Source organism: Pseudomonas sp. E45-MNA-CIBAN-0222, assembly GCF_040310405.1.
Lineage (GTDB): Bacteria > Pseudomonadota > Gammaproteobacteria > Pseudomonadales > Pseudomonadaceae > Stutzerimonas > Stutzerimonas stutzeri_AC.
Genome location: NZ_JBEOPU010000013.1, coordinates 100139 through 120576, shown reverse-complemented (window position 1 = coordinate 120576; position 20438 = coordinate 100139). Strand labels below are relative to the sequence as shown.

General features: G+C 62.7%; 14 protein-coding genes. 3 read left to right on the top strand and 11 right to left on the bottom strand.

Going from position 1 to position 20438, the window contains the following annotated elements; genetic code table 11:
* Positions 1-114 precede the first annotated feature (114 nt).
* The gene (gene argE, locus AAEZ08_RS18560) at positions 115-1275 is read left to right on the top strand and encodes an acetylornithine deacetylase (protein WP_003281046.1); all 1161 of its coding nucleotides are present in this window, start codon (positions 115-117) and stop codon (positions 1273-1275) included.
* A 41-nt stretch (positions 1276-1316) separates the two neighbouring features.
* Positions 1317-2615 carry an amino-acid N-acetyltransferase gene (gene argA, locus AAEZ08_RS18555; RefSeq protein ID WP_003281047.1) on the top strand — a complete coding sequence of 433 codons (1299 nt, stop codon included), beginning with the start codon at positions 1317-1319 and terminating at the stop codon, positions 2613-2615.
* Positions 2616-2652: 37 nt separating this feature from the next.
* Here the strand turns inward: argA and gshA are convergent, their stop codons facing one another.
* From gshA to bcsE, 11 genes are all read right to left on the bottom strand, one after another.
* On the bottom strand, positions 2653-4230 hold the full coding sequence (gene gshA / locus AAEZ08_RS18550) for a glutamate--cysteine ligase (protein ID WP_427703355.1): 1578 nt from the start codon (positions 4228-4230) through the stop codon (positions 2653-2655).
* 110 nt (positions 4231-4340) lie between these two features.
* On the bottom strand, positions 4341-4730 hold the full coding sequence (locus tag AAEZ08_RS18545; RefSeq protein ID WP_003281051.1) for a PaaI family thioesterase: 390 nt from the start codon (positions 4728-4730) through the stop codon (positions 4341-4343).
* A gap of 3 nt (positions 4731-4733) precedes the next feature.
* The gene (locus tag AAEZ08_RS18540) at positions 4734-7064 is read right to left on the bottom strand and encodes a Tex family protein (protein WP_500124865.1); all 2331 of its coding nucleotides are present in this window, start codon (positions 7062-7064) and stop codon (positions 4734-4736) included.
* Positions 7065-7155: 91 nt separating this feature from the next.
* Positions 7156-10614: a cellulose synthase complex outer membrane protein BcsC gene (gene bcsC, locus AAEZ08_RS18535; RefSeq protein ID WP_500124864.1), complete on the bottom strand. Its 3459-nt coding sequence runs from the start codon at positions 10612-10614 to the stop codon at positions 7156-7158.
* 15 nt (positions 10615-10629) lie between these two features.
* Positions 10630-12849, bottom strand: coding sequence for a cellulose biosynthesis cyclic di-GMP-binding regulatory protein BcsB (gene bcsB, locus AAEZ08_RS18530; protein WP_500124863.1), 2220 nt, complete (start codon positions 12847-12849; stop codon positions 10630-10632).
* Entirely contained in the window at positions 12846-15443 is a 2598-nt protein-coding gene (gene bcsA / locus AAEZ08_RS18525) for a UDP-forming cellulose synthase catalytic subunit (RefSeq protein WP_500124862.1), read from the bottom strand. Before bcsA ends, bcsB begins: the two co-directional genes overlap by 4 nt.
* 2 nt (positions 15444-15445) lie before the next feature.
* Positions 15446-16180 carry a cellulose biosynthesis protein BcsQ gene (gene bcsQ / locus AAEZ08_RS18520; RefSeq protein ID WP_058063500.1) on the bottom strand — a complete coding sequence of 245 codons (735 nt, stop codon included), beginning with the start codon at positions 16178-16180 and terminating at the stop codon, positions 15446-15448.
* A complete protein-coding gene (gene bcsR / locus AAEZ08_RS18515; protein ID WP_003281061.1) occupies positions 16177-16410 on the bottom strand; it encodes a cellulose biosynthesis protein BcsR in 234 nt (77 codons plus the stop codon). Before bcsR ends, bcsQ begins: the two co-directional genes overlap by 4 nt.
* A 6-nt stretch (positions 16411-16416) precedes the next feature.
* Positions 16417-18054 carry a cellulose biosynthesis protein BcsG gene (gene bcsG / locus AAEZ08_RS18510; RefSeq protein WP_500124861.1) on the bottom strand — a complete coding sequence of 546 codons (1638 nt, stop codon included), beginning with the start codon at positions 18052-18054 and terminating at the stop codon, positions 16417-16419.
* Positions 18041-18241, bottom strand: coding sequence for a cellulose biosynthesis protein BcsF (gene bcsF, locus AAEZ08_RS18505; protein ID WP_058063503.1), 201 nt, complete (start codon positions 18239-18241; stop codon positions 18041-18043). The genes bcsG and bcsF overlap by 14 nt, the downstream gene beginning before the upstream one ends.
* A complete protein-coding gene (gene bcsE, locus AAEZ08_RS18500) occupies positions 18238-19869 on the bottom strand; it encodes a cellulose biosynthesis protein BcsE (protein ID WP_500124860.1) in 1632 nt (543 codons plus the stop codon). Before bcsE ends, bcsF begins: the two co-directional genes overlap by 4 nt.
* A gap of 152 nt (positions 19870-20021) precedes the next feature.
* Here bcsE and AAEZ08_RS18495 point away from each other — a divergent pair, with 152 nt between their 5' ends.
* A complete protein-coding gene (locus AAEZ08_RS18495) occupies positions 20022-20408 on the top strand; it encodes a diacylglycerol kinase (protein ID WP_102820963.1) in 387 nt (128 codons plus the stop codon).
* Positions 20409-20438: the final 30 nt, after the last annotated feature.

The window sequence follows — 20438 nt, the reverse complement described above, 5'->3', positions numbered from 1 at the left end:
GTGACTGCCGAAACGCCCCGTCGATCTGACGGGGCGTTTTCGTTTGCGGGTCCCGCCGTGGCGCGTTTCATGCTTCACTGCAGGCTCGTTTCGATAGCATCACGGAGGTAGCCGGTGCCCATTCCCTCATTCAAGGAGCAATTTGCTGCGCTCCTCGCGGCACCCTCGGTCAGCTGCACACAGCCCGGCTGGGATCAGAGCAATCGCCCGGTGATCGAGTTGCTCGCGGCCTGGCTCGGCGAGCTGGGTTTCGTCTGCGAAACACCGGAAATCGCCCCCGGCAAATTCAACCTGCTCGCCAGTTACGGCAGCGGCCCGGGAGGGCTGGTGCTGGCCGGACACAGCGATACCGTGCCGTTCGATGCGGGCCTGTGGAAGTCCGATCCGCTGAAGCTGCGCGAGGCCGACGACCGCTGGTACGGGCTTGGCAGCTGCGACATGAAGGGGTTTTTCGCTCTGATCATCGAGGCGGTGCGGCCGCTGCTGAGCGAGCCGTTTCGCCGCCCGTTGCTGATTCTCGCCACCTGTGACGAGGAAAGTTCGATGTCCGGCGCCCGTGCTTTGGCCGAAGCCGGCCAGCCGCTTGGGCGTGCTGCGGTGATCGGTGAGCCCACCGGCCTGCGCCCGGTACGCCTGCACAAGGGCATCATGATGGAGCGCATCGACATCCTTGGGCAGAGTGGGCATTCGTCGAACCCGGCCTATGGCCATAGCGCGCTGGAAGCCATGCACGGCGTGATCGGCGAGATGATGACGCTGCGTCGGCAGTGGCAGACCGAGTACGACAACCCGCTGTTCGACGTGCCGAAACCGACGCTCAACTTCGGCTGCATTCATGGCGGTGACAACCCCAACCGTATCTGTGGGCAGTGTGCGCTGGAGTTCGATCTACGCCCGCTGCCGGGCATGGACCCGCAACAGCTGCGCGCGATCATCCGCCAGCGTTTGCAGCCGCTGGCCGAGCAGCATCAGGTCAAGATAGATCTGGCGCCGCTGTTCCCCGCAGTGCCGCCGTTCGAGCAGGCTGCCGAGAGCGAGCTGGTACGCCTGGCCGAGCGCCTCACCGGCCACCAGGCTGAGGCGGTGGCGTTTGCCACCGAAGCGCCTTATCTTCAGCAGCTCGGCTGCGAGACCCTGGTGCTGGGCCCCGGCGACATCGCCTGCGCGCACCAGCCCGACGAATACTTGCAGCTCGATCGCATCGAACCGACGGTGCAGTTGCTGCGCAGAATGATCGAGCACTATTGCCTGCAGCCGCAGACCGCCCCGAACTGACTCCAATCCCAGACGAACAGAACCGCCACGAAGGCTTTTACATGCACGACTACGTCACCTGGCTTCGCGACTCCTCGCCCTATATCAACTCGCACCGTGATCGCACCTTCGTCGTCATGCTGCCGGGCGATGGCGTGGAACACGCCAATTTCGCCAACATCGTTCACGACCTGGTGCTGTTGCACAGCCTCGGCGTGCGTCTGGTGCTGGTGTTCGGCTCGCGCCCGCAAATCGAGGCACGATTGGCGGCGCGAGGCATCGAGCCGCGATTCCACCGTGACCTGCGCGTCACCGATACGCCGACCATGGAATGCGTGATCGACGCGGTTGGGCATATGCGGATTGCTCTCGAGGCGCGACTGTCGATGGATATGGCTGCCTCGCCGATGCAAGGCGCACGGTTGCGCGTGGCCGGTGGCAACTTCGTCACGGCACGACCGATCGGCGTGCTCGATGGCGTCGACTATCACCACACCGGCGAAGTACGGCGCATCGATCGCAAGGGTATTGGCCGACTGCTGGACGAGCGCACCATCGTGTTGCTGTCGCCGCTCGGCTATTCGCCGACCGGCGAGATCTTCAACCTCGCCTGCGAGGACGTCGCCACACGGGCCGCCATCGATCTGCAAGCCGACAAGCTGGTGCTTTACGGCGCCGAGCCTGGTTTGCTCGACGAAAGCGGCAATCTCGTACGCGAACTGCGCCCACAGCAGATCCCGGCTTACGTCGAACGGCTCGGCAGCCAGTATCAGGCCGAGTTGCTCGACGCCGCGGCGCAGGCTTGCCGTGGCGGCGTACGCCGCAGCCATGTGGTCAGCTATGCCGATAACGGCGCTTTGCTCAACGAACTGTTCACCCGCGATGGTGGCGGCACGCTGGTGACGCAGGAGCAGTTCGAGCAGTTGCGCGAGGCGACCATCGAGGATGTTGGCGGCCTCATCGATCTGATCACGCCACTGGAAGAGCAGGGCATTCTGGTACGGCGCTCGCGCGAAGTGCTGGAGCGGGAGGTCGAGCAGTTCAGCATCGTCGAGCGCGACGGTCTGATCATCGCCTGCGCCGCGCTCTATCCGATTGCCGATTCGGATGCCGGCGAGCTGGCCTGTCTGGCGGTCAATCCGGAATACCGCCACGGTGGCCGCGGCGACGAGTTGCTGGAGCGTATCGAGGAGCGTGCGCGCAAACTGGGGCTGAAAAAACTCATCGTCCTTACCACACGCACCGCTCACTGGTTCCGCGAGCGTGGTTTCGAGCCGATCGACGTGGACCGCCTGCCAGCGGCGCGTGCTTCGCTGTACAACTTCCAGCGCAACTCGAAGATCTTCGAAAAACCGCTTTAAGCCAAGCTGGCGGGCGTTGCGCCCGCCAGGGCTGCGCTCAGAGGCTGAGGCTGCGCTGGTATTCGACGACGAAACTGTCGAAATCCAGCTCGTCCGCCGCTTCCATGTCCGCCTGGCGTTTCAGCGATTGGTGTGCAGCGGATTCGAACTGGTCCAGCTCGCTGACACTCGGCGCCCGGCTGCGGAAGTAATCGGCGTGGGCCAGGGTTTGACGCATGGAGAACTGGCTGAAGCTCTCTCCGCTGCGGCGCAGTTCGTCGAGTACGCGGGCCGACGGCGTAAGGCTGCTGTCAGCGACCTTGGCGCGCTGCTCGGCAAGCGCCTCGAGATGCTGCGAATCGCCATGGCTGCGGTCGAGGAGGGCGGCAACCTGGCCGATCTCGTCGAGCAACTGGTTGGCCCAGTCACTGAGCAGGACATCCCCACTACAGCGCTGCAATTTGAGCCCGGGACGGCGGCCTTCCTTGACTACCTTGAGGAAGTTGTCGGTAGCTGCGCCACACTCGCCGTCTGCCAGGCAGGGGCTATCGTCCAGAGCACAGAACAGCAAGAAGGCGTCGAGAAAGCGCGCCTCGCTGAGGTCGATGCCCAATGGCAGGTACGGGTTGATATCCAGGCAACGCACTTCGATGTACTGAATGCCGCGTGCCCGCAGCGCCTGCAACGGCCGCTCGCCAGTGGCGGTGACGCGCTTCGGGCGGATATTGGAGTAGTACTCGTTTTCGATCTGCAGCACGTTGGTGTTGAGCTGCTGCCAGTTGCCTGCGGCGTCCTTGGTGCCCAACGCCTCGTAAGGCGCATAAGGCGTGGAGACCGCGCGGAAGAGGCTTTCGGTGTAGCTTTCCAGGTTGTCGTAGCAGGGGGTGAGCCCGGCCTGGGCATTGTTCTGGTAACCCAGATCACTCATGCGCAGGCTGGTGGCGTACGGCAGGTACAGGGTGTCGGCATCGAGGGTTTCGAGCTGGTGCTGGCGACCGCGCAGAAAGCCGGCATCCAGCGCCGGCGAGGCGCCGAACAGGTACATCAGCAGCCAGCTGTAGCGACGGAAGTTGCGAATCACGCCGATATAGCGCGTCGAGCGGTAATCCTGTGCCGAGCGGGTATCGCCATCATCGGCCTGCAGCACCGGCCACAGAGTCTCCGGCAGCGAGAAATTGTAGTGAATGCCGGCGATACACTGCATGGTCTTGCCGTAGCGCAGGGCCAGACCCTGACGGTAGACGTGCTTGAGCCGGCCGATGTTGGAGCTGCCGTATTCGGCGATAGGGATGTCCGCCTCGCTCGGTAGCGGGCAGGGCATCGACGGGCTCCAGAGGAATTCTTCGCCGAGGTTGGCATAGGTGAAGCGGTGGATCGCTTCGAGCTCGGCGAGAGTGTTCTGCGGGTCGCTGTCGGTGCCGGTGATGAACTCCAGCAGCGCCTCCGAATAATCCGTGGTGATTTGCGGGTGAGTCAGCGCCGAACCTAATGCAGCGGGGTGCGGCGTCATCGCCAACTGGCCGCGAGCGTCGACGCGCAGGCACTCGCGTTCGATCCCGTGCAGGCATTGGCTGAGCAGCGGCAGGTGGGACGGCTCGGCCAGCAACGCCAGGCGGTGGGTGAGAAGAGCGCTCAACTTGTGGATTCCTTCACGCGACAGTCGGCCCAATATGGGGATGGAAATGCCGCTTCACAAGAGGCAGCGTTGCTTCGACCGCTGTCGATGCGTGCCGGCTCCGTGGGCGGCTACAGGCAGGCGAAGGTCGCCTGGGCCTTGGCGATCAGTTTTTCGCCCTGATGCACCTCGGCTTCGAGCACCTGAGTCCGCCGGCCACCATGCACCACCCAGGCGCGACAGCGCAGTTCGCCATCGGTCACCGGGCGGATGTAGTTGACCTTGCACTCCAGCGTCATGCTGTTTGGCGAACCGTCGCCCAGGCTGTGGCTGGCCTGGCCCATGGCGGTGTCGATGAGCGAGAACAGCGCACCGCCGTGCAGCTTGCCGTGCAGGTTGCGCAGGCCGTCGTGCATGGTCAGGCCAAGAACGGCCTCGCCGTTGCCGACCTGGTGAATCTCCAGGCCGAGCAGGCGGCCGAAGGCGCTGGAATTGCCCACCGCCTCGACTTCAGTGCTCATGGCTCATTTCCTCAGCTGCTTGGCATTGGCGAACAGCGCGGCCATGGCAGCGTTGGCGGGTGCCGGCTTGTCTTCCTTGGCGTGGCGCTCGCTGCGAGGGGCATTGCCACGAGGCTGACCACCGGCTCGGGACTGCCCACCACGCGGGTTGTCAGCCTTGGCGCCCGGCGTGTCGCTCATGCGCATGGACAGGCCGACACGCTGGCGCGGGATGTCCACTTCCATGACCTTGACCTTGACGATGTCACCGGCCTTGACCACCTCGTACGGGTCCTTGACGAACTTCTCCGACAGCGCGCTGATGTGCACCAGGCCGTCCTGATGCACGCCGATGTCGACGAAGGCACCGAAGTTGGTCACGTTGGTGACCACGCCTTCGAGCACCATGCCCGGCTCCAGATCGCTGAGCTTCTCGACGCCATCCTGGAACTCGGCTGTCTTGAACTCGGGGCGCGGATCGCGGCCGGGTTTTTCCAGCTCCTGCAGGATGTCGCTGACGGTGACCAGGCCGAAACTCTCATCGGTGAACTGCTTCGGATCGAGACGCTTGAGGAAGGCCGAGTCGCCGATCAGCGAGCGGATGTCGCGGCCGGTATCCTGGGCAATGCGCTTGACCAGTGGGTAGGTCTCCGGGTGCACCGCCGATGCGTCCAGCGGGTTGCTGCCATTCATGACACGCAGGAAGCCGGCGGCTTGTTCGAAGGTCTTGTCGCCCAGGCGCGGCACCTTTTTCAGCTCGCTACGGGCCTTGAACGCGCCGTTGGCGTCGCGGTACGCAACGATATTCTGTGCCAGCGTAGTGTTCAGCCCGGAGATGCGTGCCAGCAGCGCTACCGAAGCCGTGTTGACGTCGACGCCGACGGCGTTCACGCAGTCCTCGACCACGGCATCCAGCGAGCGCGCCAGTTTCAGCTGCGACACATCATGCTGGTACTGGCCGACGCCGATGGCCTTGGGCTCGATCTTCACCAGCTCGGCCAGCGGGTCCTGCAGGCGCCGGGCAATGGAGACCGCGCCGCGGATCGACACGTCCAGGTCGGGAAATTCCTTGGCCGCCAGTTCCGAGGCGGAATACACCGAGGCGCCCGCTTCGGAAACCATCACCTTGGTCAGCTTGAGTCCCGGCACCTGCTTGATCAGGTCGGCCGCCAGCTTGTCGGTCTCGCGGCTGGCCGTGCCGTTGCCGATGGCGATCAGGTCGACGCCGTGCTTGGCGCAGAGTCTGGCCAGCACCGCCAGGGTGCCGTCCCAGTCGTTGCGCGGCGCATGCGGGTAGACGGTAGCGGTATCCAAGAGCTTGCCGGTGGCGTCGACCACCGCCACCTTGCAGCCGGTGCGCAGGCCCGGGTCGAGGCCAAGGGTCGCGCGCGGCCCAGCCGGTGCGGCCAACAGCAGGTCGTGCATGTTGCGGGCGAAGACGCCGATGGCGTCATCCTCGGCCTTGTCGCGCAGCTCGCCAAGCAGATCGGTTTCCAGGTGGGTGTAGAGCTTCACCTTCCAGGTCCAGCGCACCACTTCGCCCAGCCACTTGTCGGCTGCACGGCCGCGGTTGGCGATGCCGAAGCGTTCGCCGATCATGCCTTCGCCCGGGTGCATGCTGCCTTGCGTCTCGTCACCGACCTTGAGGCTGACGCTGAGGATGCCTTCGTTGCGGCCGCGGAAGATCGCCAGCGCACGGTGCGAAGGGGTGTTCTTGAGCACTTCGTCATGCTCGAAGTAGTCGCTGAACTTGGCGCCTTCGTTCTCCTTGCCCGGCACCACGCGGGCGCTGAGGGTGGCGTTGTGCTTGAGGAACTCGCGCAGTTTGGCCAGCAGGTCGGCGTCTTCGGCGAAGCGCTCCATGAGGATGTACTTGGCGCCTTCAAGTACGGCTTTCACATCGGCGAAGCCCTTCTCGGCGTCGATGAAGCGCTCGGCTTCCTGCTCTGGCGTAAGGTCCAGGTTGCCGAACAGCGCATCGGCCAGCTCGCCGAGACCGGCTTCCAGGGCGATCTGGCCCTTGGTGCGGCGCTTCTGCTTGTAGGGCAGGTAGAGGTCTTCGAGGCGGGTCTTGGTATCGGCGAGGTCGATCTCGCGCTTGAGCTCGGGCGTCAGCTTGCCCTGCTCTTCGATGCTGGCGAGGATCGACGCGCGGCGATCATCCAGTTCGCGCATGTAGCGCAGGCGTTCTTCGAGCAAGCGCAGCTGGGTATCGTCGAGGCTGCCGGTCACTTCCTTGCGGTAGCGGGCGATGAAGGGCACGGTGGAGCCTTCGTCGAGTAGCGCCACGGTGGCGGCAACCTGTTGCGGGCGCACGCCCAGTTCTGCGGCAATGCGGGTGTTGATGCTATCCATGTGATGTCCTGCGGGCGGAATGACGGCCGGCCGGCCAGAAAAGCGGGCAAGTATAACTGCCGATTCTCTGGCTGGGTCGGTTACCGCGCAGTCATCTGAAGTCAGCGTAAGGCTGCAGCGGCTCTATGGGCAGTGCGAGGTCGCCCCGCCAAGGCATGAAGCTGTAGCGCAAATAGAGCAATGCGCGGCTGGGCGCATACTCGTCGCTCTGCAGCAGGCTGACGCCGCCGCCGAGCACGAAGTGATCGCTGAGCCGGCGCTCGAACAGGCCTTGCAGCCGATAGCTGACGCCTTGACTGGTCGAGCCCTCGCTTGTGCGGTTTGCGACATCCTCATTGATCGCCGCCACCTTGCTCCGTAGCGAACTCAGCGGGTAATCGCGACTGCCATCGGTTCGCGACACGGACCAGCCGACACTGCTTTCCAGAAGTACGGACCAGTCCTCATTGCGCCAGCCATAGCTGACGGGAACGCTGATGGAGTTGTAGTTCTGAGGACTCCAGTAGCCGCCATGACCCAGGGTGTGGCCGCTCAAGTCCTTGTCATAGCCGAAATGGATGAGAGTCAGTCCCGTCCGGACACGCTCGTCGGTGCGCTCGACAAGTTTGTAGTAGTAGCCGGTCATCGCCGTGAAGCGGCTATTGCTGGCGACGTTATCCCCGAGCAGCCAGTGGTAACCCAGCGACGACCACAAGCCATGGGCGCCGCCTTCGTCCCAACTCAAGCCCAAGCTCGTGCCGTTTGCGGTTACGGCCCCCCAGCGGGTGCCGGTGACGGGGTCGCGAGCGCCGCCGTAGGACAACAGTGAGTTGCTCATCGGGCGACGTGACGCGCTTAGCGACCAGCTGACGGGGTTCAGATCGCCTCTGCCGGTCACGCCGCCGTAGAGGTTGTTTATCTCGAAACCTTCAGTCAGGCCCAGGTCCGCTTCCAGGCGCTCGCTGCGCCAACCGCCGGCAAGCAGTGTCGCTGTGGCTCGTTGGCTCTGATCGGCGCAACCGCTTACCGCCCTACAGGCACCAAAGGGGGCGTCGTCTTCCAGCTTGCCGGCATCAAGAGCAAGGCGTTCGGCGCGCACGAAACTGCGTCCGCCCGCTGCCGGGGTTTCCAGATGCAACAGCGTCGTGTCCGTGAGCAGCTCGGAAATGCCCGGCGTGCCGTCATCGTTACGCCAGCCGTGATCGTGCTGCAGGGTTAAGGTGGTGTCCTGTTGCTGATGAAGGGCTGCGGTGTCGCGGCGAAGACTCCGAACCAGCCAGTCATCCTTTTCGTTCTCACGGGTGGCCTGGGTCAGCTCCGCGTCGCTGGCGGATGCGCCCAACAACTCGGCATCGATCAGTGCCTGTCGGTAGTAAGCCATGGCCGCGGTCGGGTCGACGTCCGCGACAAGTCGCGCAGTATCTCGTCGGAGCAGGGGATCGGGGCGCTCCAGACGTGCCTCGGCCTGCTGAAGTATCTGCCGCGCTTTTTGCCGCTCACCGACCGCAGCCCAGCTATTGGCCAGGCGCCGGTTGGCGTTCCCGTTATCCTCCGCTAATGCGGGCGAGGCTGTTCGTAGAGACTCCCGGGCGTCGGCGGTTCGTCCCATGGCGAGCAACAGCTCGATGCGCATCAAACGAGCTTCCGGATGGGCAGGGTCAATGTGCAATGCGCGGTCCACATAGCGAGCGCCGACCGCAGGTTCGCCGCGTATCGCGGCCCAGTCGGCCAGCAACAGCAGATCGTCTACCGAGTCGCCGTTTTTGCTCAGCCGCTCCTGCATCAGCTCGACGGCAACCGATTCCCGTCCGCTGTCGCGTAGCTTATCGATGCGCGACATCAGCTCCCGACGTTCGAGGCGCGTCGCCAGGGCGCGCATGTCGTCATCCCAGTCACGTTCGCTGATGTGATTGAGGCTCGCAATCGCCTGAACGTCGCGTGCGGTTCCCGAAAGAAAGAGGGCATGGGCGTAACGCGCGATCGGATTGTTGGGCTGCCGCGTCAGCAAGTCGTTGAACACCGCATCGGCTTCCGTGAGGGCTTGCTGTTGCTGTAAGGAACTGGCCAGGCGATAAGCCAGCCAAGGGTCGGTTGGCGCAAAGCTGCGAGCCTGCTTCAGAGCTGTGATTGCCGAAGGCTGATCGCCGCGAGCCGATGCCTGTTCGGCGAGTAGCTGGTAGCGCGCCAGCAGCAGGCTATTGCGCAGCTCGGTGAAGGAGCTTCGCTGGCTGATGCTCAGCGTATCGATGAACGCGAGCGCGCGTTCCGGCGACTGCGCCTGGTACAACCGGAGCAATCCTCGGATTGCGCTGGCGTTGCCCGGATCACGACTGAGCAGCCGCTGATATCCGTCTTGCGCTTCGACTAGTCGGCCTTGTGCTTCGGCGACCTGGGCGAGCCCGAGCCGGGCAAAGACGCTGTCCGGCTGTTGCTTGAGCGCGCTTGAGTAAAGGGATGCCGCTTCGTCGGTGTGTTGCCGTTCAAGCGCCTGATCGGCTTTCTCCAGGGTGAGCCAGTAGCGGGTCGAGGTGATCAGGTCGTTCCACTTGCCGAGATTGTCGATGTCTTCTTCGTGTTTTTTGGCGCGCCCAAAATAAACCAGCGCTTCCTCGCGATGACCCGGGCGCATCAACGCCAGGCCCAGACCACCGAGCAGCTCGGGGTCCTGCGGGTGGCCGCGTAGTGCATGCCTTAGCTTGGCTTCGGCAGCTTCGTCCTGATCGCGGTCGAGCAAACGTAGGCCCTCTTGCCCGGCTCGCCAGAACGGGTCAGCGAGCAGTCGTTGGCTGCGCTCCAGGTTTGCTTGTGCATCTTTGGCGAAGCGCCCGTCGGGATAGCGCTGCAGAAATCCTTTCCAGGATTTGACACTGGAGTCGTCGATTCGCCGTGTTGCGAGGTACTCGAACTCCCGCTGGGCCGCCGCATCGGTCGCGACCGGATTGCGCCCTAGCTCGGCAAGCAACGCCAGGGCGGCCGTGTCCTGTCCGTCTGCGAATAGCAGATTGGCCAGGAGCTGCTGAGCGGGCGGGTTTCCCGGGTACTGCTCGTCGATTCGGCGCAATGCGTCGATTGCCTGAGCTCGCTGACCCGGCTGCGCGCTACGCACACGCCAGTACTCGACAGCCAGCTCCAGTGTCGGCGGCTTGTCGCCATATAGGGCTTTGAACCCACGCAGCGCGTCTTCGGGGCGACCTGCCATAGCGGCCAGCCGGGCTTCCTGCAGCTGCTGCTGTCCGGCCTCGCTGCTCAGTGCGTAAAGCACGCGTGCGTCCCGTTCCGCTTCACTGTTCGGCGCTGCTTGCTGCAGCGCCTGTTGCAGTGTCTTTACTCGTTGCGAGTCCCGCTGGCGCAAGGCAAGCCGCATCTCTGCCAGCATGGCCTGCGGGTCACCAGGCGCAACGAGTTGAAGGCGCGCCAGTGCATCACGCACCAACTCATCGCGGCTCACCGCTTCGGCTGCTCTGACTTGCGCCAGAAGCCATTCGGTTTGCCCGGCGCGGTTTTCCGGTACCTGGGCGTAGCACCAAACGGGAAGCAGAGCAGCGACGAGCGCCAGCTGGAATTTACGCATGACGGATCACCCGGCTTACTCCGAGTCAGCCAGGCGCCGACGGGCAGCCCAGCGCAGCGCTCGCCACAGCACGATAGCGAATAGCACCACGCTGACGGCAGCAAGAAACGCCAATAGCACGGGATGCGACGAGAGGTGGAACCACAGCAATAGCCACCAAGGCAACTCGCCGACGTAATACTGCTCACCGACGAAGTGGCTGCTCACACCGCTGTTGCGGATCAGGGTTACCGTGCCGGCGAAGGCTTCCTGCTTGCCGGAGTCGGTCAAGGCTTCGCGGAGCAGGCGATAGTCCTGCGGGCCGGAGGCCAGCAGTGCAACCAGGCTACGCTGGGCATGGAAGGGCGACTGCTGGCCAACGACCGCGGCCAGCGGGCCGTTAGCGGTCATGCCGAGATTTCCGTTCGGCGCGCCAGCGGGCGTCGCCCCACCACTTTGCACCCAACTACGTGATGCCTCGAGCAGCACCGGAAATGTCGAGCTGTCCAACAGCTGTTGCGGCATTGGGCCAAGCAGGAGCAAATCGGCATCGACCTCCTGGGCCTTGCTCCAGTCGTCTGTGAGGCGAACGCCGTAGGCGGGGTGGCCGGTGTGCGAGCCAATCAGGGCAAGTGTGTCCAGAAGGGTCCCGACCTGAGCCTCGTCGGGTTGTGACGCTACCAGCACCAACGTTTCGGACAGATCTGCCATCCGGCTGAAGGGGAAGCCGGTGCGAGCGAAGGCCTTCAGATCAGGCATGGCCAGGTAGTGATAGTACCCAGAGAGGTCGATGGTCGATTGCTCATCGATGGCCGCTTGGATATTGGTCGGCAAATAGGTCTGGCAGCGATCACGCTGGGCGTTGCCGAGTTTGCTGGCGAAGTTGAACTCGAAGCGCAGCTTGTTGCGCATGCCCATCTTCAGTGCGGGCACGAGCAATGTTTCGCGTTCCGCCGTGCCATCGGCAGTCAGGACGGACAGGCGCAAGTTCTCGACACCGCTGCGCGCATCGCTGCCTTGCAGGGCGATGCTGCTGATGTACTGGTCGTTGATGCTGATATTGAGGCGCGACTCGTCCGTCGTGGTGGGCGGCGTGTAACGGTAGCGAGTCTGTAGGGGTATGCCCTGATTGCGCCAGACGAACAGGTCTGGAGGCAGGTTGACGTCGAGCGTGATCGGGTGGGGCTGCAGGCCGCTGACCTGCAATTGTTGGGGGTAGTCGATCAGCTCCGACAGCTGCACGGCGCGGTCGGTCCTGATCCAGTTGGGCGCATCGTACGGCATCCGAACAGGCGGCTCGACACGCTCCAGGCGCACCTTGTCGCCGCGCAGCTGGCCGTTACCCATGGCCAACGCGGTCGCTGCAGTGACAAGGTCTTGTTCGTCCCGGCCGCTGATGAGCAGCAGCTTGCTGTAGCGGTCCTGCGGGTGTTCGATCAGTTCGACAGTTGGCCCCACGACCGCGGGGTGATCTGCCAGGAATGATGGTCGGCGAGCATTGGTTGCGAAGACTACCGCCGGCTGCGGACGGTCGTTGGTCGATGGTAGCGAGTCGAACATCACTGGAAAGCTAGCGCCCCGCCAGCCAGCCAGGCTGCCGAAATAGGATGCCAGGATACCCGCAGCCCGCTGCTCTTCGCTTGTCGGAGCGCTCCCGAAAACCACGGGAAGAGTCAGGCGCTGGCTGTCGCGCTCGTCGAAAAATGGCAGTGGAAACCAGGCCAGGTCGCCGACGACATCCAGTGCCTGCTCGCGCAGACTGACGCGGCTTTGACGGCCCAGATTGAGCCACAGGCCACTATGCGCAGGGTCCTCACAGATATCGCTGTAGTGCCCTACGAATTCGATGCGTACCCGGTTGAAGTCGCCGAGCAGGCGAGGGTCCAGCGCCAGGTCCGTGCTGACACGCTGGCCAATCTGCTCCTGAGTGATTGGCAGCGTCCCCATCAGCTCATCGTTCAGATAGATCCGCAGGTGCGACAGCACCGGGATCAGGGCGGGCGACGGCGTGTAGTCCAGGTGCAGTGTGGCATCGGTAGCGATGCGATCATGACGCAAGCGGAACTCGACCTGCTCGGCATTGCGTATGCCCAGCATCAACTGGTCCCGCGGGCGGCCCAGGTCGCTGAAGCTGCGACTGGTGTCCCAGCTGGGCGGCACGAGGTCGGCATCGACCTTTGGCCCTGCAGTGGCGCCAGTAGCGATGGCCCAAAGCAGGAAGGTCAGCAGCGTCCGAGGATAGGTTCGGGTGTTCATGACGGGGATACCAGAGGTTTATAGGCAGGGGGGCGAGGGCAGAAGCTGAAAAGCCAGACGGCGAGGCGCACAAGCGGGCGGAGCGGTTTGCTCAGGCTGCTCGGCAGCTGCTCGAACAGACGGTGATAGCCGCGGCCGCCGATACGCAGGACTTCAAAAAAGCTGTGCAGCGGGCGATCGGCTTCGTACTGCTCATGCCGATTCAGCCAGACATCGGCACGGGCGAAGGTGCACTGAACAAGGTCGATCTGTTGGCGCAGGTCCAGATTGTCGAGGCGTACGCCCAGACGCTGGCCAACCTGACGTGATGCGGTACCGGGGAAGCTGAATTCACGATCGCCGCGTTTTAGGATGAGGAAAACCGGCTGGTCCATGCCCACTTGCAAGTCAGTCGGAATCTGCAGCCCGGCACCCCCTTCGGCAAAATCCTTCAGCGTGCAGGGGAAAACGTGGCCATTGCTGAGCTTGAGTGATGCGGGCTGATGAGCCATTACGCGGTGGGCGCGCCTTATCTGCCTAACCTCTGACGCGACGGCCACGGCGGCGCCAATGATGAGCAGGTTGTAGATGACCCAGGCGGAGCTGACCAGAACGGTACCGATCTCGGCGACCGGGCCGGTGAACAGCCGCCACACAGCGAATCCCAGGCCGGCCACGTTGAGCACGGCGAGCACCAGATACGGCCGGGCTATTCGCCAGTCGAACTGATCGTGATCCATCAGACCGCCCTTGGCGGTAACGTTGAACTTGCCTTTGCCCGGGTTGAACAGAGCTACAGTCGTCGGTCGCGCGATATACCAGGCCAGTACCGTCTCGTAGACCTCTCCCCAGAAGGAGTGCCGGTACTCGCCCTGCATGCGCGCATTGGTCAGGCTGGCGTGAATCATGTGCGGCAGCACGTACAGCACGATCATCAGCGCTGGCGCGTAGATGATGTAGGCATGCAGCAGCAGGAACGCCAGCGGCGCCGTCAGATATATGAGCCGGGGCAGCCCTGCGAGGAAATGCAGCATGGCATTGGCGTAGCAGATACGTTGGAAAAATGTCAGGCCGCGTCCCAACAGTGGGTTATCGGTGCGAAAGATCTGCGCCATGCCGCGTGCCCAGCGTATGCGTTGGCCGATGTGCGCCGACAGGCTCTCGGTCGCCAGGCCGGCTGCCTGCGGTGTCGGCAGATAGGCCGAGTTCCAGCCCGCCCGATGCAGGCGCAATGCGGTGTGAGCGTCTTCTGTAACGGTTTCGACTGCGAAGCCGCCGACCTCTTCAACGGCTGTGCGGCGCAGCACGGCACAGGATCCGCAGAAGAATGCGGCATTCCACATGTCGTTACCGTTCTGTACCAGGCCGTAGAACAGCTCGCCCTCGTTGGGCTGGCGGCGAAAGGAGCCGAGATTGCGCTCGAATGGATCGGGCGAAAAGAAATGATGTGGGGTCTGTACCAGCGCCAGTTTGGGGTCGCGCAGGAACCAGCCAGTGGTGACCTGAAGAAAAGAACGCACTGGAATGTGGTCGCAATCGAAAATAGCGATCAGCTCGCCACTGGTCACTTTCAGTGCATGGTTGAGGTTGCCCGCCTTCGCATGGTTGTTGTCCGTGCGAGTGATGTATCCAACTCCCACTTCTTCGGCGAAGCGGCGAAATTCGTCCCGTCTACCGTCATCGCAGATGTAGACCTTCAGCTTTTCGCGCGGCCAGTCCAGGCCTAGGGCTGCCAGGACTGTGGTGCGCACCACCGAGAGGTCTTCGTTGTAGGTGGGGATGAGCAGGTCGACAGACGGCCAGGCGGCGGTGTCCTCCGGCAGGGAGGCGGGTTTACGGTCAAGCGGCCAGCTGGTCTGCAGATAACCCAGAATCAGCACGACCCAAGAATATGTCTCTGCTGCGAGCAGGATCAGGCCGCAGGTCAGGTCGAAGTACGAGTCCCAGTGGAGCGTCGCGGTATAACGCCACCACAGGTAGCGGCAGGAAATGATGGTCGAGAGGACGACCAGCATCAGCACTGCGAAGCGGCCCGGAACGCGCCTGACGAGCAGCGCTATACCCCAGAGCAGCAGTACGAAGGTGACCTGCGCGGTATAGCCAAATGGCTCGGTGATGCAAAGGATGCCAAGCAATACCGCGAGCAGTGCGATGACGACGGTCGAGGCCTGCCTGACAGGTTTGGACAGCTGGGAAAACCAGCGCTCAGCCCCCAGGGTGTTTGCCGGCACGCCTTTTAGTGCCTGCAGTCGCGACACGTGCCTGCCAGCAGCGCGCACAGGTTGGGCCAATCTGGCTGAGACAGTGCGCAGGCGTCTGCCTGCCTGTCGGGCTGGGTGCGTTAACAGCGATACGCTACGTCCGTCCACGGGGCGCGTGATGATTAGCCATGCGCTCTGGAGCAGGATGCGTAGTGGATCACCGGCCTTCGGCCGGGTATCGGCAATGTGCGGATATAGCCGTCGACGTTCAGCCAGCACCCATTGCCAACCGGGTGCTTCCAGGCGGAACAGAAGCCAGGCCAGCATGTAGAAGCTCAGCCAGCTAATGGCGCCCCAAAGGCTCGCACCACGGCGGTATCGGATCTCTTGATAGTAATGCAGCGGACTGCGCATGCTCAGCACTCCGATCGCTGCGAGAGGCACCAGATCGCCAGGCTGCGCAGGTCGCTCGCCGCCTGGCTTTGGGGGGCGTAGTGGCCCACCGGAGATTTGTGGGCCAAGGCTTCCTGGACCGCTTCGTCTTCATGCACCAGCTGCGGTTGGCGTGGCAACCCGTGCCGCCTGCGCCAGATCATCAGCAGGTCTCGTTGCAGCTGGCTTGCCGGATTGAAGCGGTTGACCAGTAACAGGTCTGCGAGCGGATGTGGCCTTGTCTGTAGCAGCACATGGCATGCAGCATCAGGCATTGCGAGATCGATTAGCAGGTCGGCACGCTGCGTTGCGCACACGCCGAATCGATGGCCGGGTAGCCGCTGTGGCAGATCGAACAAGACCCAGTCGTAGGCATGGGAAATCAGGTTGCACCGCTGTGCCCAGCATTCCCGGTCCGCGCAGAGCGCTGATTCGAGCTGCGCTACTTCAGCGTCGCTCACCCTTCCGTACGGCAGCAGGTGCAATCCAGGTTGGACTTCCAGCGCCGGTTCATTCCACGCCTTTGCGTCCAGTTGCGCTCGCGCCCAGCCCGATTCGAGGCTGATTTCCACGTTGAAGTGCAGACGCAGCATGTTGTCTGGACTGAGGTCGATCAACAGCACGCGCTCGCCCTGCTGGTGCAGGGCCAAGGCCAGATCTGCGAGTAAAGACGTGGCGCCCAGGCCGCCGCGCAGCGCTCGTATAGCCAGGGTTTTCATGCCGGACGCCTGTCAGCGGTCGATGAGCCGATGGTATCGAGCGTTGCAGCGTCCAGCGCAGTGTTGAGGTCGTCGACTACTGAAAGCTCGAGCAGCAGCGGCCAGCGCTGGATGGCCTTGTCCAGTTCCAGTGATGCGGAAATATCCAGGTAGCCGAGATCCGGCAGGCCCAGATAGCGTTCTAGGCGGCCGATATCGTCATTGTGAACCCGCTGGGTCAGGCTGGGCATGTGTCGCTACTCGAAACGGTTCGGATAAGGGAGCCAGACGGTTTGCCCGCCCAGACGTACGTAGGGTTTGCCATCGTGTTCAATGACCTGCGCGGCCGCGGTCTCGGAAACCGGTTCGGTTCTTGGTAAATCGGCTATCAGCGCATTGATGTCCAGCTGGTTGCCTTCGCGTTGCGCGGCATAGAGCCTGGAAACCAGTTCTGAAAGAGCCAGGAAGCTGGAGGGCTGCTGAACATGAAGCGCTTGCCCGCTGCCGGCAGCGGTCATGCCGATCAGCTTCAAGCCGACTGGCACCTGGGTGATGGAGGGGCGTGGAATTTCGCGCATGCCGGCAATCTGCATGCGGTCCCCGTGCAGTGCCGCACCGTGTTCGGGAACCAGCAGCAATGCCACGGGTTTGCCGCTGCGCTCCAGCTCATCGATGAAATTCGAAATATCGTCCAGAAGCCGCTGCGCCCTCGGACGGTATTCAGCCGATTGGGCCTTGCCGTCGGCACCGACGATCCGGTTGCCGTCGTGCAGGCTAATGCTGTTGTAGAAGAGGCTGACCCGCTCATCCGGCTGCTGCTGACGCTGCTTCCACCAGCCGCTGAGCACGTCGAGATCTCGGGCAATTGGGGAGCCGTCGAAGCCCGCTAGAGAGCGCGGGAAACGCTGGCTCGAAAGCGCAGGTTGCGGCATCCCTTGTGCAGATATCTCGTCGGCAAAGCCATCGAAACGACCGTTATGGTTCATCAGTGTTTCGGAACGGAAGCCCAGGTTGGCCAGGTTCTGGAACAACATGCATTGCTCTGGCGCGGGCTCGTACAGCGCTTGATGGCGTGGCTGGCCACAGCTGGCGCGCAGCAATCGTATGGCGGCCGGCCCGCTATATGACGTTGCCGAGTTGAAGCGATCGAAAACGACGTCCATTCGTTGAAGCAGCGCGTTATCGCGCAGGCCAACCGCATCGAGGTCGTCCCAGGCCAGCGAACAAACGTTCAGCACGACGACGTCAAATGCTGCGCTCTGCGGGCTCGGCGGTGGGAATTGCGTCTGGCGAGCAGCTTCGGCTTTGAAGAAGTTTTCCAGCCAGTTGTCGAGTGCGAGGCTGTCATTGCCTTGGCTATTGGTGGCGGCTGTTGCACTGATGCCCTGCGCCGGACTGGCTGGGGAGGCAGCCAAGCTCGGCGTGTAGGCCCACAGATCAGTACTGCTGAGGTTCAACCAAAGCAGGCCGCCAAGACAGAACACCGACAGACGTACCCAGCTGGCAACGTAGCTGTAAGCAATGACCAGCAACGCGCAGAGGCCGATTAGTTTCCAGTCAACGAATCGGCCTGCGAGATCGAGCAGATACGCCGGGGTGAAGTCGAGCACTCCGGGTTGTGCGAGCAGGCGCTCGAACGGGGGGAGCCAGGTATCGTGATAAAGCAGGGCGATACCGATCGGGATGGCGATCAGCTGACGGGCAATTCGCAGGGCCCGGCCAGGCAGGGGTACGACCAGGCAGGCAGCGAACACCAGATTGGGCAGGGGTTGAAAATTCAGCAAGCCAAGGCCAATCAGCAGGAACTTGAGCAGGAAATACAAATTCCATGTGCCGAGCCCAGGCCAGGAGGCAGTCGCTGGTGCGGATACGATCAGAGGTTCATGCGCGCTCATGCGTGCCATCCTCCCGGACCGTGTCGGCTGAACGACGGCGCAGCGCTGTGGTTTTCAGGTAGCGTGGTGGAAGCACTCGATCGATTGAGCGAAAGATGCTCTGGCGGGTTGTTGCGATCAGCCAGCCAAGGCATATCCCGATCATTACGAATAGGGCGGCGACTTCGATCAGTTGCTCGAGTCTCATGTTCGTGCCTCCAGCGAAAGGCTCAGGGGGCGCGGTTTGAAAAGCTGTTTTGGCGTGCTGGAAGCGGTGGATGAGCGCGTGCTATCGGCAGGCGAGGCGTCATTCTGGAAGCCGGGACCGGACAGGAAGTCCAGCTCGGAGAGTGATTCCAGCCCCAGGAACAGCTCTTGCCATTTGACGCCGAATATATTGCTCAAGGCGTCGTCCAGCGATTCTGGGCGGCATGCAAAAAGGAACAGGTAGAGACCACCCTCGACGATACAGGCGATATCGCCGTTTCTGCGCAGCCGTGTCTGACTCAGCACCTGTTCCAGGCTGAGGCCGGGCACCGGCTGCAGACGAATCAGCTGGTGGCTGATGTCGCCAGCGACGCTTCCGGTCCACATCTTCCGAATGGCCTCGGCGAACCTGGCGGGGCTCTGCTGCCCACAAAGCGCGAGCGGCTTCAGTTCATCGAGATTTGCTTCGATTTCTTTCAGCTGCCTTTGCCAGACGTGCCCTTGGGCACTTTCCACCAAGGTCAGAAAACGAGTGAGCGGTGTACCGAAGGGGACCACAAGCGTGGCACCCCCGCTAATCAACAACTGCTCGTCGCGATAGCGCAGACACGGTGCGATCTCGCGGACGATCAGCTTTAGCTGGTTGCCGCACGTACGGCGCAGCTGATTGAGCAGATGTGCCAGCTCGTCGAGTTGCTCGTTTCGGGATATCGCGAAGAGAACGCTGGCAGCTCTGGCGGTCAGCGCGTGCTCGAGCAGCTCAGCGTTGCTGTCGAACAGCCGCCATTGTGGCGAGAGGTGGAGCGCGCCCTCCAGCACACTGCGTTCGGCGTGGACGCGGCCCTGGTCCGAATACTCCGCGCTTTGCCCAGCGTCGGCGGTCTCCGCGACTTTGAAGCCGCAGGGGCGATACTCAAGCGGGAACTTACGTCCACTCAACACGCCCTCGCTGGCATGCCAGAAGTGCAAAAAGAGCTGGGGGCCGGATGCCGTGCGACTCAACAAGGCGAGGCCTGCAAGTGAATAGGGCAGGTGGCACAGGTGATCGCTCAGGTCATCACTTATGCCATCGCTGATGATGACCATGGTCGCGTGGCGCTTTCTAAGCCAGATGCCAATTCGCTCGATCCACGCAGCCAGCGCTTGTTTGCCGAACAGGTTCCATGCCTGGGTGGGAAGCACCAATATAATGTGCTGGCCCCGAACATCTACAGCTCGCTCCAGCTCCGACTCGGTACGCTTCAGAAAGGCGCTAACGTGGTTAGCGGCCAGCGTCAAAAGCAACAGTTCGCGAGGGCCGGCGTCTACGGGCAGGCTGTCGACCAGGTGCTGGTGTTTTGTGTCGGTTGATATCAGGACCGCAAGGTGGTCTCGGCCGAGCCCCTTGATGACTTGCTGCGATAGCAACGCTGCGTCGCTAGCCTGCTCTGCAATAAGCCAATGAACCCGACCGGTGTTCAAGGTCAGGGCTCCTGCATCGCCATCGCCCAGCCCCAGCGAAGCTGGTTGCTGTTTGGAAAAGCTATCGGTAGGCAAGGTGGCGTGACCTGTTGCGGTTTTTAGTGGGACGCGCTCTGATGCGGCCTTGCCAGATATCGGCAGGGTCGTCTCTGGCGTGAGCCAGTCCATTTCACTTCGTCGGAAATTAGCAACATGACCATGTTGCCATCATTATGATATCAGCGATTGCGAGTATCAAATAGTTCGAGGCGATGGCCGGTTGCCATGTGCAGCAGTTTTGACGAGCTACGCTGGCTAAAGTCACTAGGGTTGGGGAAAGCATGAACGTTGAAACGGTAAAAGACGCCTCGGGACTCAAGACCAAGTCAGGTGTAGGGCGCGTGTTCAAGGCTGCCGGCTACTCCTTTGCGGGCCTTGCTGCGGCCTGGCGTTACGAAGCGGCCTTCAGGCAATTGCTTTGCATGGCATGCGTGTTGATACCCGTCGCCTTCTTCGTGACCGATTCGCCGGTCGAACGGGCGCTGTTGATCCTGCCGGTGTTGGTATCGCTAGCCCTTGAGTTGCTGAATTCGGCGATCGAGGCTGTGGTTGATCGCATCTCTCTTGACATCCATCCGCTATCCAAGCGCGCCAAGGATCTAGGTAGTGCCGCGCAGTTCATGGGCCTGTGTTCCATCGTGATCATCTGGCTCGCCGTTCTGATTTGAGCGAGCAGCGGATGGCACAGCCTGCCTGGT

What these genes read in the sequence shown, in the direction of transcription:
- argA (WP_003281047.1), top strand. Translation starts at nt 1,317, where the DNA reads ATGCACGACTACGTCACCTGGCTTCGCGACTCCTCGCCCTATATCAAC.
- AAEZ08_RS18545 (WP_003281051.1), bottom strand. Translation starts at nt 4,730, where the DNA reads ATGAGCACTGAAGTCGAGGCGGTGGGCAATTCCAGCGCCTTCGGCCGC.
- AAEZ08_RS18540 (WP_500124865.1), bottom strand. Translation starts at nt 7,064, where the DNA reads ATGGATAGCATCAACACCCGCATTGCCGCAGAACTGGGCGTGCGCCCG.
- bcsC (WP_500124864.1), bottom strand. Translation starts at nt 10,614, where the DNA reads ATGCGTAAATTCCAGCTGGCGCTCGTCGCTGCTCTGCTTCCCGTTTGG.
- bcsB (WP_500124863.1), bottom strand. Translation starts at nt 12,849, where the DNA reads ATGAACACCCGAACCTATCCTCGGACGCTGCTGACCTTCCTGCTTTGG.
- bcsA (WP_500124862.1), bottom strand. Translation starts at nt 15,443, where the DNA reads ATGCGCAGTCCGCTGCATTACTATCAAGAGATCCGATACCGCCGTGGT.
- bcsQ (WP_058063500.1), bottom strand. Translation starts at nt 16,180, where the DNA reads ATGAAAACCCTGGCTATACGAGCGCTGCGCGGCGGCCTGGGCGCCACG.
- bcsR (WP_003281061.1), bottom strand. Translation starts at nt 16,410, where the DNA reads ATGCCCAGCCTGACCCAGCGGGTTCACAATGACGATATCGGCCGCCTA.
- bcsG (WP_500124861.1), bottom strand. Translation starts at nt 18,054, where the DNA reads ATGAGCGCGCATGAACCTCTGATCGTATCCGCACCAGCGACTGCCTCC.
- bcsF (WP_058063503.1), bottom strand. Translation starts at nt 18,241, where the DNA reads ATGAGACTCGAGCAACTGATCGAAGTCGCCGCCCTATTCGTAATGATC.
- bcsE (WP_500124860.1), bottom strand. Translation starts at nt 19,869, where the DNA reads ATGGACTGGCTCACGCCAGAGACGACCCTGCCGATATCTGGCAAGGCC.
- AAEZ08_RS18495 (WP_102820963.1), top strand. Translation starts at nt 20,022, where the DNA reads ATGAACGTTGAAACGGTAAAAGACGCCTCGGGACTCAAGACCAAGTCA.